We start from the raw sequence: 14,166 nt of genomic DNA, 5'->3' as shown, positions 1-14,166 counted from the left end.
GGCACGGGTGGAGACCGCGGACATGCTGTGGAGCGGGTGGGGCGACCCCGCCAAGGCGGCGCCGCTGCCCGATTCTGTCACCGGGCTGCTGCGCGATCTGCTCGGCGTCCGGCCGGCCGAGGCCGCGCCGCCCGCGCTCGCCGACGTCGAGGTGGCCCCGTCGCGGCTCCCGGCCGGGGCCCTGGCCGCGATCGAGGGGCTCGTCGGCGCCGGGCACGTGCGCACCGACGCCGAGGCCCGGGTCCGGCACACCCGCGGCAAGTCCACCCCGGACCTGCTGCGCATCCGCGCCGGGGAGACCGCCGACGCGCCCGACGCCGTGGTGCTGCCCGCCTCGCACGAGGAGATCCTCGCCGTGCTGGAGGCCTGCGCCGCCCACGGCGTCGCGGTGGTGCCGTTCGGCGGCGGCACCTCGGTCGTCGGCGGGCTGGCGCCCGAGGGCGTGACCGCGTTCGTCGCGCTGGACCTGCGCCGGCTGGACGCCCTGGTCTCGGTCGACGAGGTGTCGCGCACCGCCGTCCTGCAGGCCGGGCTGCGCGCCCCGCGCGCCGAGGAGCTGCTGCGCGAGCGCGGCTACACCCTCGGCCACTTCCCCCAGTCGTTCGAGTGGGCCACGATCGGCGGGTTCGCCGCCGCCCGCTCCAGCGGCCAGGCCTCCGCCGGGTACGGGCGCTTCGACGACATGGTCGTCGGCCTCACCGCGGCCACCCCCGCCGGCACCCTGGACCTCGGCCGGGCGCCGAAGTCGGCCGCCGGACCCGACCTGCGCCAGCTCGTGCTCGGCTCCGAGGGCGCGTTCGGCGTCATCACCTCGGTGACCGTGCGGATCCGGCCGGTCCCCGAGGCCGCCGCCTACGAGGGCTGGCGGTTCCCCGACTTCGCCACCGGCGCCGCCGCGCTGCGCCGCCTCGCCCAGGACGGCCCGCGCCCGGTGGTGCTGCGGCTGTCCGACGAGGCCGAGACCATGATCGGGCTGGCCGATCCGCAGGCCATCGGCGGCGGCCTGTCCGAGGCGTCCGGCTGCCTGGCCGTCCTCGGCTTCGAGGGCACCCCCGAGGAGATCGAGGCGAACCGCGCCGTCGCCCGCGCGCGCTTGGCCGAGGCGGGCGGCGAGCCCGCCGGCGCCGAGCCGGGGGAGAAGTGGAAGCACGGCCGCTTCAACGCCCCCTACATGCGCGACGCGCTGCTGGACGTCGGCGCGTTCGTGGAGACGCTGGAGACCGCCGCGTTCTGGTCGGCGATCCCGGGGCTGTACGCGGCCGTCCGGGACGCCCTGTCCGCGACGCTGGCCGAGGCGGGCACGCCGCCGCTGGTGATGTGCCACATCTCGCACGTCTACGAGGCCGGGGCGTCGCTGTACTTCACCGTCGTGTCCGCGCAGGGGGCCGGCGACCCGCTCGCGCACTGGGCCAAGGCCAAGCACGCCGCCAACGACGCCATCATCGCGGCCGGGGGTACGATCAGCCACCACCACGGCGTCGGCACCGACCACCGCGCCTGGTACGCCGAGGAGATCGGCCCGCTGGCGGCGGACGTGCTCCGCGCGGTCAAGGACCGGCTCGACCCGGCCGGCATCCTGAACCCCGGCGTCCTCGTCCCGCCCGCCGCGCAGGAGTAGCCCGCCATGACGGTTCCCCCCCGATCCTTCACCGCCGTCGTCAACCCCACCGCCGGCGGCTCGGCCTCGGCGCGCACGCTGATGCCCCTCGCGCGGCTGCTGCGCGAGGCCGGCGCCGAGCTCGCCGTCGAGTACAGCCGCGGCCTGGAGCACGCCACCGCGCTCGCCCGCGAGGCCGCCGCGGCCGGGCGGGCGGTGCTCGGCGTCGGCGGCGACGGCATGGTCGGCTGCGTCGGCGGCGCCCTCGCCGGCACGGACGCGGTGTTCGGCGTCGTCCCGGCCGGGCGCGGCAACGACTTCGCCCGCCAGCTCGGCCTGCCCACCGACCCGGCGGGCATCGCCGAGGTGCTGCTGCACGGCGAGCCGCGCGCGGTGGACGTCATCGAGGCCAACGGGGTCCCGGTGCTCGGCAGCGTCTACGCGGGCGTGGACGCCGTCGCCAACGACAACGCCAACCACAGCAGGCTGCGCGGCCGGGCGTCCTACACCGCGGGCGCGCTGCGCGCGGTCCTCACCTGGAAGCCCGCCGACTACGTGGTCACCGTGGACGGGGAGCGGTACCGGCGGCGGGGCTTCACGGTCGTGGCCGCCAACTCCGGCTACTACGGCTTCGGCCGGCACATCGTGCCGCACGCCCGCGTCGACGACGGCCTGCTGGACGTGCTGATCGTCAAGCACGGCCCGAAGCGGCTGTTCTTCCAGGTCATGCGGGAGCTGTCGGACGGCTCGCACCTGAACCGCCCGCAGGTGGAGGTGCTGCGCGGCCGCGAGGTGCGGATCGAGCTGGCCGCCCCGGGGCGGGTGCTGCCCTACGGCGCCGACGGGGAACTTCCGGGCGTGCTGCCGGTGACCGCGAAGGTGCTGCCGGGCGCGTTGCGGATCCTGCTTCCCCGCAGCGGATGAAGGGTCCCGCGGACGGGCCGGGGACGCGGACGGGATATTTGGACCCCGCGTTTGGGGCGGTTTACAAGGCCATTAAGGTCGTCCGGATACTGTTCACAATAAGTCCCGGTTGAGGGACGTCTGGGACGTCTGCGGAGGCATCATGGGAAGGCGCTCGTTCGCCGTTCTGGGGGGACTCATGATGTCCGCAGGCGTTCTCATCGCGGTGACGCCGGTGTCTACGGGGGTGGCGCCGGCGTCCACCGCGTCCCTGCGCAAAGGGAAAGGGAGCATGCGTCCCTTTCCGGTCCGCAGCGTGACCGCCCCGTTTCCGGGCGGTCCCCGGCTGGTCCCCGCGCGCAGCGTTGTGTGAGCCCGGCGCCGTGAGCGGCGCCGGGCTCGTCGCGCGCTCCTGACGGGCGCGCCGCCGCGGGGCGCGGCCGCTCCTTCCGGTTATCCGCAAAGCCGTCCGAAATTCCGCGCACCGTCCGGATCACATTACGGTTTCGGCGCCGCATCGGCCTCATCTCCACCACCGGCCGCTTGCTCCAGTACTTGGTCAAATGGCCTCCACCGGCCACTCCGATCGGGCATTGTCACCGCCGTTCGCGGTGACATTCAGGAGTGATCTTTCGCCGGAGGTGCGTGTGACAACGGAGTCGTCCGGGCCAGGACCCGGACCCGCGAACGGCGGCCTGGACCAGGCGGCCTATGACCGAATCGAGCAGAGCCCCGAATTCGCCCGGCTGCGGACGGCCTTCCGCCGTTTCGTGTTCCCGATGACCGCGGCGTTCCTGCTCTGGTACCTGCTCTACGTCGTGCTGTCGGCCTACGCGCGCGGCTTCATGGGCACCAAGATCATCGGCGAGGTCAACGTCGCGCTGGTGTTCGGCCTGCTGCAGTTCGTCTCGACCTTCCTGATCGCCTGGCTCTACGAGCGCTACGCGCGGCGGCGGCTGGAGCCGCTGGCCGCCGAGGTGCGCGCCGGGATCCCGGCCGCGGCCGGCGTGGCCGCCCCGCCGACCATCAGCCCGCTCCGCAAGGACGGGCCCGGCCCAGAGGAGGAGCGCCGATGACCGGCACGCTCGCCGCCGCTCCCGCGCTCGCCGCCGCCACCACCGGCGGGAACGAGCACCGCACGTTCTCCCTCGTGCTGTTCGCCATCTTCGTGGCGATCACCCTGTACATCACGGTCTGGGCCAGCCGGCAGAACCGCACCGCCGCCGACTACTACGCCGGCGGCCGCTCGTTCTCGGCGATGCAGAACGGCCTGGCCATCGGCGGCGACTACATGTCGGCCGCCTCCTTCCTCGGCATCGCCGGCATCTTCGCGCTGTCGGGCTACGACGGGTTCCTGTACTCGATCGGGTTCCTGGTCGCCTGGCTGGTCGCGCTGCTGCTCGTCGCCGAGATGCTGCGCAACTCCGGCCGCTACACCATGGCCGACGTGCTCGCCTTCCGGATGCGCCAGCGCCCGGTGCGCGCCGCCGCCGGCATCTCCACCATCGTGGTGTCGATCTTCTACCTGCTGGCCCAGATGGTCGGCGCGGGCGCGCTGGTCTCGCTGCTGCTCGGCACCAAGAGCGAGGCCGTGGAGATCTGGACGATCGTCATCGTCGGGGCGCTGATGATCTTCTATGTGACCGTCGGCGGCATGAAGGGCACCACCTGGGTGCAGATCGTCAAGGCGGTCATGCTGATGACCGGCGCGTTCGTCATGACGGTCTGGGTGCTGTCGAAGTACGGCTTCAACATCTCCGACCTGCTGGGGGCCGCCGCCGACAAGAGCGGCAAGGGCGACGCGTTCCTGCAGCCGGGGCTGAAGTACGGCGCGACCGACGTGTGGTCCAAGCTGGACCTGCTCTCCCTCGGCCTCGCCCTGGTGCTCGGCACCGCGGGCCTGCCGCACATCCTGATCCGCTTCTACACCGTGCCGGACGCCCGCGCCGCCCGCGCCTCGGTGAACTGGGCGATCGGCATCATCGGCGTGTTCTACCTGATGACCCTGGTCATCGGCTTCGGCGCCGCGGCGCTGGTCGGCGGCAAGGCGATCGCCGCGCAGAACAAGGGCGGCAACACCGCCGCGCCGCAGCTGGCCGAGCACCTCGGCGGCGGCCCCGGCTCGACCGGCGGCGCGGTCTTCCTGGCGGTGATCGCGGCGGTCGCGTTCGCCACCATCCTCGCGGTGGTGGCCGGCCTGACGCTGGCGTCCTCGTCCTCGTTCGCGCACGACATCTTCGCCAACGTCATCAAGCGCGGCACCGTCACCGAGCGCGACGAGGTCAAGATGGCCCGGATCTCCGCGCTGGTGATCGGCGCGGTGGCCATCCTGCTGTCGATCTTCGCGCGCACGCTGAACGTGGCGTTCCTGGTCGCGCTCGCCTTCGCCGTCGCCGCGTCGGCGAACCTGCCGACGCTGCTGTTCTCGCTGTTCTGGAAGCGGTTCAACACCGCCGGCGCGGTCGCCGGCATCTACGGCGGCCTGGTCGCGGCCGTCGGGGTGGTGCTGCTCAGCCCGATCTGCTGGGGCGGCAAGTCCGCCACCCTCCCGAAGGGCAACGCCGAGGCGCTGTTCAGCGACACCGCCGTCGCGCTGATCCCGCTGCAGAACCCCGGCCTGATCTCCATCCCGATCGGGTTCCTGTGCGCCTACCTCGGCACGGTCCTGTCCAAGGAGCGCACCGACGCCAAGTACGCCGAGCTGGAGGTGCGCGCCCTCACCGGCACCGGCGCGCACTAGCCGCGCGCCAGGGGAGGAGCCGCCGCTTGACGGACGGATCACCTCCGGGGATAGGTTGCGCTCGTCGACCTTTACCCCCGGAGGTTTTTCGTTGCCTGCCGAGAACTCGCGGACCTCCGAGGCGGGCGCGGGCTGGACCTGCCAGGCCCCCGGAAGCTTCGAGGAACTGCTGCCCGAGCGGGTGCCCCGGTTCTCCTGGCGGCGGCCCTCGATCCTGTGGCGGTCGCGCAACGACGTGGTCGCGCGGTTGTTCGGCGACCCGTCCGACGAGATCCGGCGGCGCTGCGTGGCGGCCCTCACCGAGCGGGGCGTGCCGGCCGGGTTCACCGTGCACCGGCCCGCCGAGACGTTCTCGTTCATGTTGATGGGCGACACCGGCGAGGGCGACCGGTCGCAGTACGCGGTGGTGCCGCCGTTCCTGAGGGTCGCCGAGGGCACCGACTTCGCCGTCATCGCCAGTGACGTCATCTACCCGACGGGCGACGCGGCGGACTACCCCGAGAAGTTCTTCCGCCCCTACCGCGACTACCCCGGCCCGATCTTCGCCGTCCCGGGCAACCACGACTGGTACGACGGGCTGCGCGGCTTCCTGAAGGTCTTTTGTGACCTGGACGCGGACTGCACCCCGGCGTCCTGGCGCGGCCCGTTCAAGCCGGTCGCCCGGCTGTTCTGGCGCCGGCCCGGGCCGATCGACGAGCAGGCCCTGGCGCAGGCGCGCGCGCTGTACCGGGGCGGCGCGCGGCAGCGCAACGTCCAGCCCGGCCCGTACTGGGCGATCGACACGCCCCGGCTGCGCATCATCGGCATCGACACCGGCATCATCGGCGGGCTGGACCGCGACCAGGGCGCGTGGCTGCGCGAGGTGTCGGCCGGGCCGAAGGCCAAGCTGCTGGTGACGGGCAAGCCGCTGCGCGTCGACGACTCGTGCCGGCCCTGCCCGATCGAGGGCGGCGGCACGGTGGACGAGATCGTGCAGGACCCCTCGTGCAACTACGTCGCCGCGATCGGCGGCGACATCCACAACTACCAGCGCTACCCCGTCCAGGTGGGCGACCGGACGATCCAGTACATCGTGTCCGGCGGCGGCGGGGCGTTCATGCACGCCACCCACACCATCCCGAAGACCCGCGTGGTGGAGGAGGACCGGTTCCGCCTGTATCCGCTGCGCGGCGACTCCCTCTCGCGCTACAGCAAGCTGTACGGACGCGTGCTGCGGATGCCGGGACTGTTCGAGCTGACGCCGGAGGAGGCGTCGACGGTGATCCGCCACCGGCTCGGCATCGAACCGGCCCGCGGCTACGCCTACACCGAGCCGCCGTCGCGGCGCGTGCGCCTCGTCGCCGCCGTGCTGGGCGTGCCGCGCGGTCAGACCCGGCGGCCCCGCTTCCTGCGGCTGCCGGTGCGGCGCACCTCGCAGCGGTTCCGCTCGGAGTTCGCCGACTGGGACCGGCCGCCGTTCTTCAAGAGCTTCCTGCGCCTGGAGGTGTCGGAGCGCGAGCTGCGCATCCGCTGCTTCGCGGCGACCGGCTGCGGCGACCAGGAGGACGATTCGCCGGTCGAGGACGAAGTGACGATCACATTGCGATAGGCCAACGAACAGCACGAATAGCGGTTGAAACGCCAACTACTGCACTAATGTCGTCGCTCACCCCGCTAGGCCGTATCGCAGCGGACGGTCGGCCGTACCTCGACCGCGTCCTCAGGAGAGCACATGAGCTACCCCCAGCAGGGTCAGCAGCAGCCGTACCAGCAGCCCTACCAGGGCGGCAGCGCCCCGGCGCACGCGCCGCAGCACGCGCCCGCCCCGGCCGGCGCCGGGATCAACATGAAGCGCCGCAACCCGCTGGGCGCCTGGCTCGGCCTGCCGATGATCACCCTCGGCATCTACGGCCTGGTCTGGTTCTACAAGGTGCACGCCGAGCTGTTCGGCTACGACCGCCGCACCGGCGACGCCGCCGTCAACGCCCTGCTGTCGATGCTGTTCGGCTTCGTCACCCTCGGCATCTGGCCGCTGGTGATGTGGGTGAAGCTGGCCGGGCGCATCGCCCAGGCCCAGCGCGCGGCGGGCCTGCAGCCGTCCTGCAGCGGCGGCCTCGGCTTCCTGCTCGGCATCTTCGGCTTCGGCGTCCTGTACTACCAGATCGAGCTGAACAAGGTCGTGGACCGCTACAGCGGCACCCCGGCGGGGCAGCAGGTCTCCCTGGCCGCCTGAGCCGGCGGCTCGGCGTGCAGGGTGCCCCCGCGGGGAAATGGGTGTCAGGCCCGATATGACCCGCGGGGCCGACCGGCCAGAGTGGAGACGCGGGCCCGCCGGGTGGCGGGCCCGCACCACCCGGGCCGGCACCCTCCGCACTCGACGAGGACCCAGACGGCCCGGCCGTCTGGGTCCTCGGTCTTCGACCGGGGCCTTCCGGTCGAAGGGACGACGTCGGATGAGCACGAACCTGGCACGTACGCAGGACGCGACGGCGCGGGAGGTGCGGCAGCGCCTGGAGCAGGAGCGGCAGACCCGCGCCTCGCAGCTGGCCGTCCTGGAGCAGGCGGCCGGGCGGGCCCCGCAGGGGTGGGCCGAGGAGTCCGACCACACCCGCATGGACAACCTGCGCCAGAGCCTGGCCGAGATCGACGCCGCGCTGCAGCGGCTGCGGGACGGCACCTACGGCGGCTGCGAGGGCTGCGGCAAGGCGATCCCGGAAGGGCGCCTGGAGATCCTGCCCTACGTGCGCTTCTGCGTGAAGTGCCAGGCCCGCGCCGGCCGGCCGGGCCGCTGACCCGGCCGGTGCCGCGGGCGCCTACCGTGGAGGGCGGGCCGCCCCGGCGGCGGGGGCGGTGACGAGGGAGGACGTGCGGCCGGTGCGGCTGTTCTGGCGGGTGTTCTGGCTGAACGCGCTGGTGGGGACGGTGGCGACCGTCCTGCTGATGGCCGGGCCCTGGACGGTGTCGGTGCCGATCCGGGTGACCGAGGCGCTGGTGCTGACGGCCGGGCTGGGGGCGATGCTGGCCGCCAACGCGCTCCTGCTGCGCTGGGGGCTCGCCCCCCTGGACCGGCTGAGCCGGCTGATGGCCACCGTCGACCTGCTGCGTCCCGGCCAGCGGCTGCCGGTCACCGGCAGCGGCGAGGTCGCCGCCCTGATCGAGACCTTCAACCAGATGCTGCAGCGGCTGGAGACCGAGCGCGGCACCAGCAGCGCCCGCGCCCTGTCGGCGCAGGAGGCCGAGCGCCGCCGCATCGCCCGCGAGCTGCACGACGAGATCGGCCAGAGCCTGACCGCCCTGCTGCTGCACCTGGAGCGCCTGTCCGGCCGGGCGGACGGGCCGCTGCGGCGGGAGCTGGGCGAGGCGCAGGAGACCGTCCGCCAGAGCCTGGAGGAGGTGCGCCGCGTCGCCCGCAGCCTCCGTCCCGACGTGCTGGAGGAGCTCGGCCTGGCCAGCGCGCTGACCGCGCTGACCACCCGGTTCGGCACCCACACCGTGCTGCGGGTGCGGCGGCGCCTGCACCCGGACCTGCCGCCGCTCGGCCCGCAGGCCGAGCTGGTGCTGTACCGGGTCGCGCAGGAGGCGCTGACCAACGCCGCCCGCCACGCCGACGCCACCGCCGTCGAGCTCAGCCTGGCCCCGGCCGGCGGCGGTGTGCTGCTGCGCGTCGACGACGACGGCCGGGGCATGGACGGCGTCCCCGAAGGCGCCGGGATCCGGGGCATGCGCGAGCGCGCCCTGCTCGCCGGCGGCACCCTGGAGCTCGGTCCCGGCCCCGGCGGCGGCACCCGCGTCGCCCTGCACATTCCCACCGGACCCGCCGCCGAGGACCAGCCATGACCACAGCAGTGCCCGCGGGACGGCCCACCCGCATCCTGCTCGCCGACGACCACGCCCTGGTCCGCCGCGGCGTCCGGCTCATCCTGGACGCCGAGCCCGACCTGCGGGTCGTCGCCGAGGCCGGGGACGGCGCCGAGGCGATCGCGCTGCTGGAGCACGCCGAGGCGGACCTGGCCGTCCTGGACGTGGCGATGCCGCGGCTGACCGGCCTGCAGGCCGCCCGGGAGCTGTCGCGCCGCCACCCGGACCTGCGCATCCTCATCCTCACCATGTACGACAACGAGCAGTACCTGTTCGAGGCGCTGAAGGCCGGCGCGGCCGGGTACGTGCTGAAGTCGCTGGCCGACCGCGACCTGATCCAGGCCTGCCGGGCGGCGATGCGCGGCGAGCCGTTCCTGTACCCGGGCGCGGTGACCACGCTGATCCGCACCTACCTCGGCCGGGCGCACGCCGGCGAGGAGCCCGGGAGCGTGCTCACCGCGCGCGAGGAGGAGATCCTCAAACTCGTCGCCGAGGGCCACTCGTCCCGCGAGATCGCCGCTACCCTGGTGATCAGTGTCAAGACCGTGGAGCGCCACCGCGCCAACATCCTGGCCAAGCTCGGGATGAAGGACCGCATGGAGCTGCTCCGCTACGCCATCCGCACCGGCCTCATCGAACCCTGAACGGACGGTCCCCGAGATGACCACGAGTGCGGTGCGCGGGCGGCTGCTGGTCGCCGTGCTCGCCCTGCTCGGCTTCGTCGTCCCGGTGTCCTTGGACATCGTGTCCGCGGCTGGCGGGCCGGGCCGCGTCGCCTCCGCCGGCGAGGCGGCCGGCGGACGGCCCGTCCTCGTCCGGCAGGCCAGGCCGGGCGCCCGCGCGGGCCTGCGGGCCCGTGCGGAAAGTCGCGCGGAGAGCCGGGCGGTCGCGCGCGAGCACGGCGCCTCGTCCTCGGTGTTCGCGCCGCTTCTCGCCATCCTGCCGGCGCGCCCGCGCCTCACCGTTCCCGTGCGGCGCGTCGGCCGCCCGGTGCTGTGGGCGGCGCGCCCGCCCACCGTCCCGGGCGTCGCCGCGCGCGGCCGCGCCCCGCCCGCTTCCACGAGCACCCGTTCCTGACCGACCGGGCGGCGTCCTGTCGCGACGCCGCGGCCCTCGTGGAGGTATCCCCTTTTGTCTCGCGCCAACGCGGTGCGGGCGCTGCTGGCTTTCGCCGTGCTCGCCGCATCGCTGTTCCTCACCCTCACCCGCCCCGCCCGCCTCGGCCTGGACCTGCGCGGCGGCACCCAGATCGTGCTGGAGACCCAGGACTCGCCGCAGGCCGAGGCGAACGCCGAGGCCACCGACCGCGCCCGCCAGGTGATCGAGCGGCGGGTCAACGCCCTCGGCGTGGCCGAGGCGTCGCTGACCCGCTCGGGCGAGCGGCGCATCATCGTCGAGCTGCCCGGCGTGCAGGACCCGGCGCACGCCGCCGAGGTCATCGGCAAGACCGCGCAGCTGACCGCGCACCCCGTCCGCGCCGCCGGGGGCAAGCCCGGCCCGGGCGAGCAGACCCTGCCCGACGAGCACGGGCGGCCCGTCCTGCTCGCGCCCGCCGCCCTCACCGGCGCCGGGATCAAGAGTGCCGCCGCCGGGTTCGACCCGCAGAACCTGAACGGCTGGTACGTCACCGTCGACTTCCGCGGCGACGGCGGCAGGACCTGGGAGAAGATCACCGCCCGCGCCGCCTGCGCCCCCGGGGACGACCGCCGCATCGCCTTCGTCCTGGACGGCCGGGTCATCTCCTCCCCGCAGGTCACCCGGGAGGTGGCCTGCGGCGTCGGGATCACCGGCGGCTCCACCCAGATCACCGGGAGCTTCACCCCCGAGGAGGCCAAGGACCTGGCCGCGCTGGTGCAGGGCGGCTCGCTGCCCGTCCCGGTGAAGATCATCGAGCAGCGGGTGGTCGGCCCCACCCTCGGCGCCGCCGCGATCGAGGCCAGCCGGCAGGCGGCGGTCATCGGCGTCCTGCTGACCGGCCTGTTCATCGCCGCGGTCTACCGGCTGGCCGGCCTGCTGGCCACCCTCGCGCTGGCCTGCTACGCGCTGATCTCCTACGCCGCCCTGGTGCTGATCGGCGCGACGCTCACCCTGCCCGGGCTGGCCGGGTTCGTCCTCGCCATCGGCATGGCCGTGGACGCCAACGTGCTGGCGTTCGAACGGGCCCGCGAGGAGTACGCGGCGGCGCCCCGGCGCGGCGTACGCGCGGCCCTCGGCACCGGCTTCACCAAGGCGTGGTCGGCGATCGCCGACTCCAACGCCACCACGCTGCTGGCCGCCGGGCTGCTGTTCTTCCTGGCGTCCGGCCCGGTGCGCGGCTTCGGCGTCACGCTGACGATCGGCGTGCTGGCCTCGCTGGTGTCGGCGATGCTGCTCAGCCGCGTGCTCACCGAGTCGGTGCTCGGCCGCCGGGCCGTCGCGCGGCGGCCCCGGCTGACCGGCCTCGGCTCGGTCGGGCGGCTGCGCGCCCGGCTGGACCGCCGCGACCCCGACCTGATGCGGCACCGGAGACTGTGGCTGGGGATCTCCGGGCTCGCCGTGGCGATCGCCGTCGCCGGCATCGCCGTGCGCGGCCTGAACTTCGGCGTGGAGTTCACCGGCGGCCGGCTGGTGGAGTACTCCACCAGCCGCCCGGTCGCCATCGACGACGCCCGCGCGGCGGTGTCGTCGGCCGGGTTCCCGCGCGCGGTGGTGCAGACCTCCGGCGGCGCCGGCATCTCGGTGCGCACCGAGAAGCTCACCGACGCCGAGGAGCGGCGCGTCCGCGACGCCCTGGCCGAGCGGGGCGGGCCGGTCACCCGGCAGCGCGACGAGCTGGTCGGCCCGACCCTCGGCGACGAGCTGCGCCGCAAGGCCGTCATCGCGCTGGCGGTGGCGCTGCTGATGCAGCTGGCCTACCTGGCGGTCCGGTTCCGCTGGACGTTCGGCGCCGCCGCCGTGCTGGCGATGCTCCACGACGTCGTCATCGTGACCGGCCTGTTCGCCTGGCTCGGCAAGCCGGTCGACGGGGTCTTCCTGGCCGCGCTGCTGACGATCGTCGGCTACTCGGTGAACGACTCGGTCGTCGTCTTCGACCGGATCCGGGAGCTGTGGCGCGCCGACCCGGCGGCGCCGTTCGCGCGGACCGCCGGCCGCGGCGCCCTGCAGACCGTGCCGCGCACCGTCAACACCGGCATGGGCGCGATCTTCATCCTGGCGGCGCTGGCGGTGCTGGGCGGCGACTCGCTCACCGACTTCGCCGTCGCGCTGCTGGTCGGCATCACCGTCGGGACCTACTCCAGCATGTTCACCGCCACACCCCTGGCCGTGGTGTTCCAGGGCCGGAGCAAAGCGCCGCGGCCGAAGCCCGGGAAGCGGCCCGCCAAGCGCGAGGGCTCCGGCGCGGTCGTCTGAGCAGGTGATTCTGTCGGTGGCGATCGCGACAATGAGAAGGTGAGAATCGCGGTCGCCACCGGTCCCGGCGGCGCGGGGACGCTGCGTCCCCTCGCCGAGGACGGCACGCCCGCGGGCCCCGCCGAGACCGTGCCCGACCTGGTCGCGGCGATCGAGGCCCGCGAGCGCGCCGGCCGGCCGCGCTGGGTGTGGCCCGCCACCGCCCGGCTCTACCCGGCGCTGCTGGAGCGGGGCGTGCGGGTCGCGCGCTGCCACGACCTGGAGCTGGCCGAGACGCTGCTGCTCGGGCACGCGGGCCGCTACGGCGAGCCGCGCTCGGTGCGGGCCGCGTGGGCGCGGCTGCACGGCGCGCAGGTCCCCGCCGACCAGGCCCCCGCGCACGAGGGGCCGCAGCCGTCGCTGTTCGACACCGACGACCCGGCCCCGGCCGACGACCTGGACCAGATCGTCGAGGTGCACGCGGCGCAGCAGTGGTCCATCGCGGCGCTGCCGGGGTTCGCGCTGCTCACCGCCGCCGAGTCCGCCGGGGCGCTCGTCGCCGCCGAGATGGGCCACGACGGGCTGCCCTGGTCGGCGGAGAAACACGACGCGCTGCTCACCGGGCTGCTCGGGCCGCGCCCCTCCGGCGGGCTGCGCCCGCGCCGGCTGCAGGACCTCGCCGACCGGATCAACGACGCGTTCGGGCCGCACAGCCACGTCAACCCCGACTCCCCGGCGCAGATCCTCAAGGCGTTCGCGGCGGTCGGGCTGCCGGTCGCCTCCACCCGCGCGCACGTGCTGAAGAAGATCGACCACCCGGCCGTCCCGCTGCTGCTGGAGTACAAGGAGCTGGCGCGCCTGCACACCGCGCACGGCTGGGCCTGGCTCGACACCTGGGTGAAGGACGGCCGGTTCCGCCCCGAGTACGTCGTCGGCGGCGTGGTGTCGGGCCGGTGGGCCACCAGCGGCGGGGGAGCGCTGCAGATCCCGCGGGTGCTGCGGCAGGCCGTGGTCGCCGACCCGGGCTGGACGCTCGTCGTCGCCGACGCCGCCCAGCTGGAACCGCGCGTGCTGGCCGCGCTGGCGGGCGACCGCGCCTTCGCCGACGCCGCCGCGCACGGCGACCTGTACGCCGCCCTGGCCTCGGCCTTCCCGGCCGGCGGCGCCCTGTCCGCCCGCGACAAGGCCAAGATCGCGCTGCTGTCGGCGATGTACGGCGGCGGCACCGGCGAGGCCGTCCAGCTCCTGGCGGTGCTGAAGAACCGCTTCCCCGACGCGTTCGGCTACGTGGAGGCGGCGGCGCGCGCGGGCGAGCGCGGCCGGCTCGTGCGCTCCCTGCTCGGCCGCACCTGCCCGCCGCCGTCGGCCGACTGGCGCGCGCTGACCTCCACCGGCGACGACGACCGCGCATCGTCGGCGCTGCGCAGCCGGGGCCGCTTCACCCGCAACTTCGTCGTGCAGGCCACCGCCGCCGACTGGGCCCTGGTCCTGCTGGCGACGCTGCGCCGCCGCCTCACCGGGCTGGGGTCGCCCCGGCTGGTGTTCTTCCAGCACGACGAGGTCATCGTGCACGCTCCGCAGGAGCTGGCCGGGCAGGTCACCGCGGCGATCCACGCGTCGGCGCAGGAGGCGGCCCGGCTGCTGTTCGGCGGCACCCCCGTCGTGTTCCCGATGGAGATCGCCGCCGTCCCCTGCTACGCCGACGCCAAGTAGCGCCGCC

Annotated in this window: 12 protein-coding genes; all 12 read left to right on the top strand. The window is 74.4% G+C overall.

Translation table 11 applies throughout. The features are described 5' to 3' along the window. Positions 1 to 22 precede the first annotated feature (22 nt). Positions 23 to 1,618 carry an FAD-binding oxidoreductase gene (locus ACRB68_RS29565; protein ID WP_194293539.1) on the top strand — a complete coding sequence of 532 codons (1,596 nt, stop codon included), beginning with the start codon at positions 23 to 25 and terminating at the stop codon, positions 1,616 to 1,618. 6 nt (positions 1,619 to 1,624) lie between these two features. Next, entirely contained in the window at positions 1,625 to 2,521 is an 897-nt protein-coding gene (locus tag ACRB68_RS29560; RefSeq protein WP_153538322.1) for a diacylglycerol/lipid kinase family protein, read from the top strand. A gap of 758 nt (positions 2,522 to 3,279) precedes the next feature. Beyond that, positions 3,280 to 3,576 (top strand): DUF485 domain-containing protein, encoded by a 297-nt coding sequence (locus tag ACRB68_RS29555; RefSeq protein WP_407924315.1) that lies wholly within the window; start codon positions 3,280 to 3,282, stop codon positions 3,574 to 3,576. Further along, on the top strand, positions 3,573 to 5,240 hold the full coding sequence (locus ACRB68_RS29550; RefSeq protein WP_153538319.1) for a solute symporter family protein: 1,668 nt from the start codon (positions 3,573 to 3,575) through the stop codon (positions 5,238 to 5,240). Before ACRB68_RS29555 ends, ACRB68_RS29550 begins: the two co-directional genes overlap by 4 nt. A 91-nt stretch (positions 5,241 to 5,331) precedes the next feature. Next, positions 5,332 to 6,828, top strand: coding sequence for a metallophosphoesterase family protein (locus tag ACRB68_RS29545; RefSeq protein ID WP_153538317.1), 1,497 nt, complete (start codon positions 5,332 to 5,334; stop codon positions 6,826 to 6,828). 123 nt (positions 6,829 to 6,951) lie between these two features. Further along, positions 6,952 to 7,452 carry a DUF4234 domain-containing protein gene (locus ACRB68_RS29540; RefSeq protein ID WP_153538315.1) on the top strand — a complete coding sequence of 167 codons (501 nt, stop codon included), beginning with the start codon at positions 6,952 to 6,954 and terminating at the stop codon, positions 7,450 to 7,452. Between the two features lie 220 nt (positions 7,453 to 7,672). Beyond that, the gene (locus ACRB68_RS29535) at positions 7,673 to 8,011 is read left to right on the top strand and encodes a TraR/DksA family transcriptional regulator (protein ID WP_153538313.1); all 339 of its coding nucleotides are present in this window, start codon (positions 7,673 to 7,675) and stop codon (positions 8,009 to 8,011) included. Positions 8,012 to 8,069: 58 nt separating this feature from the next. After that, on the top strand, positions 8,070 to 9,056 hold the full coding sequence (locus ACRB68_RS29530; RefSeq protein WP_328594941.1) for a sensor histidine kinase: 987 nt from the start codon (positions 8,070 to 8,072) through the stop codon (positions 9,054 to 9,056). After that, on the top strand, positions 9,053 to 9,721 hold the full coding sequence (locus ACRB68_RS29525; RefSeq protein WP_153538311.1) for a response regulator: 669 nt from the start codon (positions 9,053 to 9,055) through the stop codon (positions 9,719 to 9,721). The genes ACRB68_RS29530 and ACRB68_RS29525 overlap by 4 nt, the downstream gene beginning before the upstream one ends. Positions 9,722 to 9,737: 16 nt before the next feature. Next, positions 9,738 to 10,154 carry a hypothetical protein gene (locus ACRB68_RS29520; protein ID WP_153538309.1) on the top strand — a complete coding sequence of 139 codons (417 nt, stop codon included), beginning with the start codon at positions 9,738 to 9,740 and terminating at the stop codon, positions 10,152 to 10,154. 54 nt (positions 10,155 to 10,208) lie between these two features. After that, positions 10,209 to 12,467: a protein translocase subunit SecD gene (secD, locus tag ACRB68_RS29515; RefSeq protein WP_153538307.1), complete on the top strand. Its 2,259-nt coding sequence runs from the start codon at positions 10,209 to 10,211 to the stop codon at positions 12,465 to 12,467. A 39-nt stretch (positions 12,468 to 12,506) separates the two neighbouring features. Continuing rightward, the gene (locus ACRB68_RS29510) at positions 12,507 to 14,159 is read left to right on the top strand and encodes a bifunctional 3'-5' exonuclease/DNA polymerase (protein ID WP_328594940.1); all 1,653 of its coding nucleotides are present in this window, start codon (positions 12,507 to 12,509) and stop codon (positions 14,157 to 14,159) included. Positions 14,160 to 14,166: the final 7 nt, after the last annotated feature.

The organism is Actinomadura macrotermitis (genome assembly GCF_009604375.1).
GTDB lineage: Bacteria > Actinomycetota > Actinomycetes > Streptosporangiales > Streptosporangiaceae > Spirillospora > Spirillospora macrotermitis.
Note: the sequence above shows the minus strand (reverse complement) of the source record. Positions and strands in the feature narration are given on the sequence as shown.

Excerpts from the sequence above, each read along its gene's own strand:
- ACRB68_RS29525 (WP_153538311.1), top strand. The coding sequence starts at position 9,053 with ATGACCACAGCAGTGCCCGCGGGACGGCCCACCCGCATCCTGCTCGCC.
- ACRB68_RS29520 (WP_153538309.1), top strand. The coding sequence starts at position 9,738 with ATGACCACGAGTGCGGTGCGCGGGCGGCTGCTGGTCGCCGTGCTCGCC.
- ACRB68_RS29540 (WP_153538315.1), top strand. The coding sequence starts at position 6,952 with ATGAGCTACCCCCAGCAGGGTCAGCAGCAGCCGTACCAGCAGCCCTAC.
- ACRB68_RS29535 (WP_153538313.1), top strand. The coding sequence starts at position 7,673 with ATGAGCACGAACCTGGCACGTACGCAGGACGCGACGGCGCGGGAGGTG.
- ACRB68_RS29565 (WP_194293539.1), top strand. The coding sequence starts at position 23 with ATGCTGTGGAGCGGGTGGGGCGACCCCGCCAAGGCGGCGCCGCTGCCC.
- ACRB68_RS29550 (WP_153538319.1), top strand. The coding sequence starts at position 3,573 with ATGACCGGCACGCTCGCCGCCGCTCCCGCGCTCGCCGCCGCCACCACC.
- ACRB68_RS29560 (WP_153538322.1), top strand. The coding sequence starts at position 1,625 with ATGACGGTTCCCCCCCGATCCTTCACCGCCGTCGTCAACCCCACCGCC.
- ACRB68_RS29555 (WP_407924315.1), top strand. The coding sequence starts at position 3,280 with ATGACCGCGGCGTTCCTGCTCTGGTACCTGCTCTACGTCGTGCTGTCG.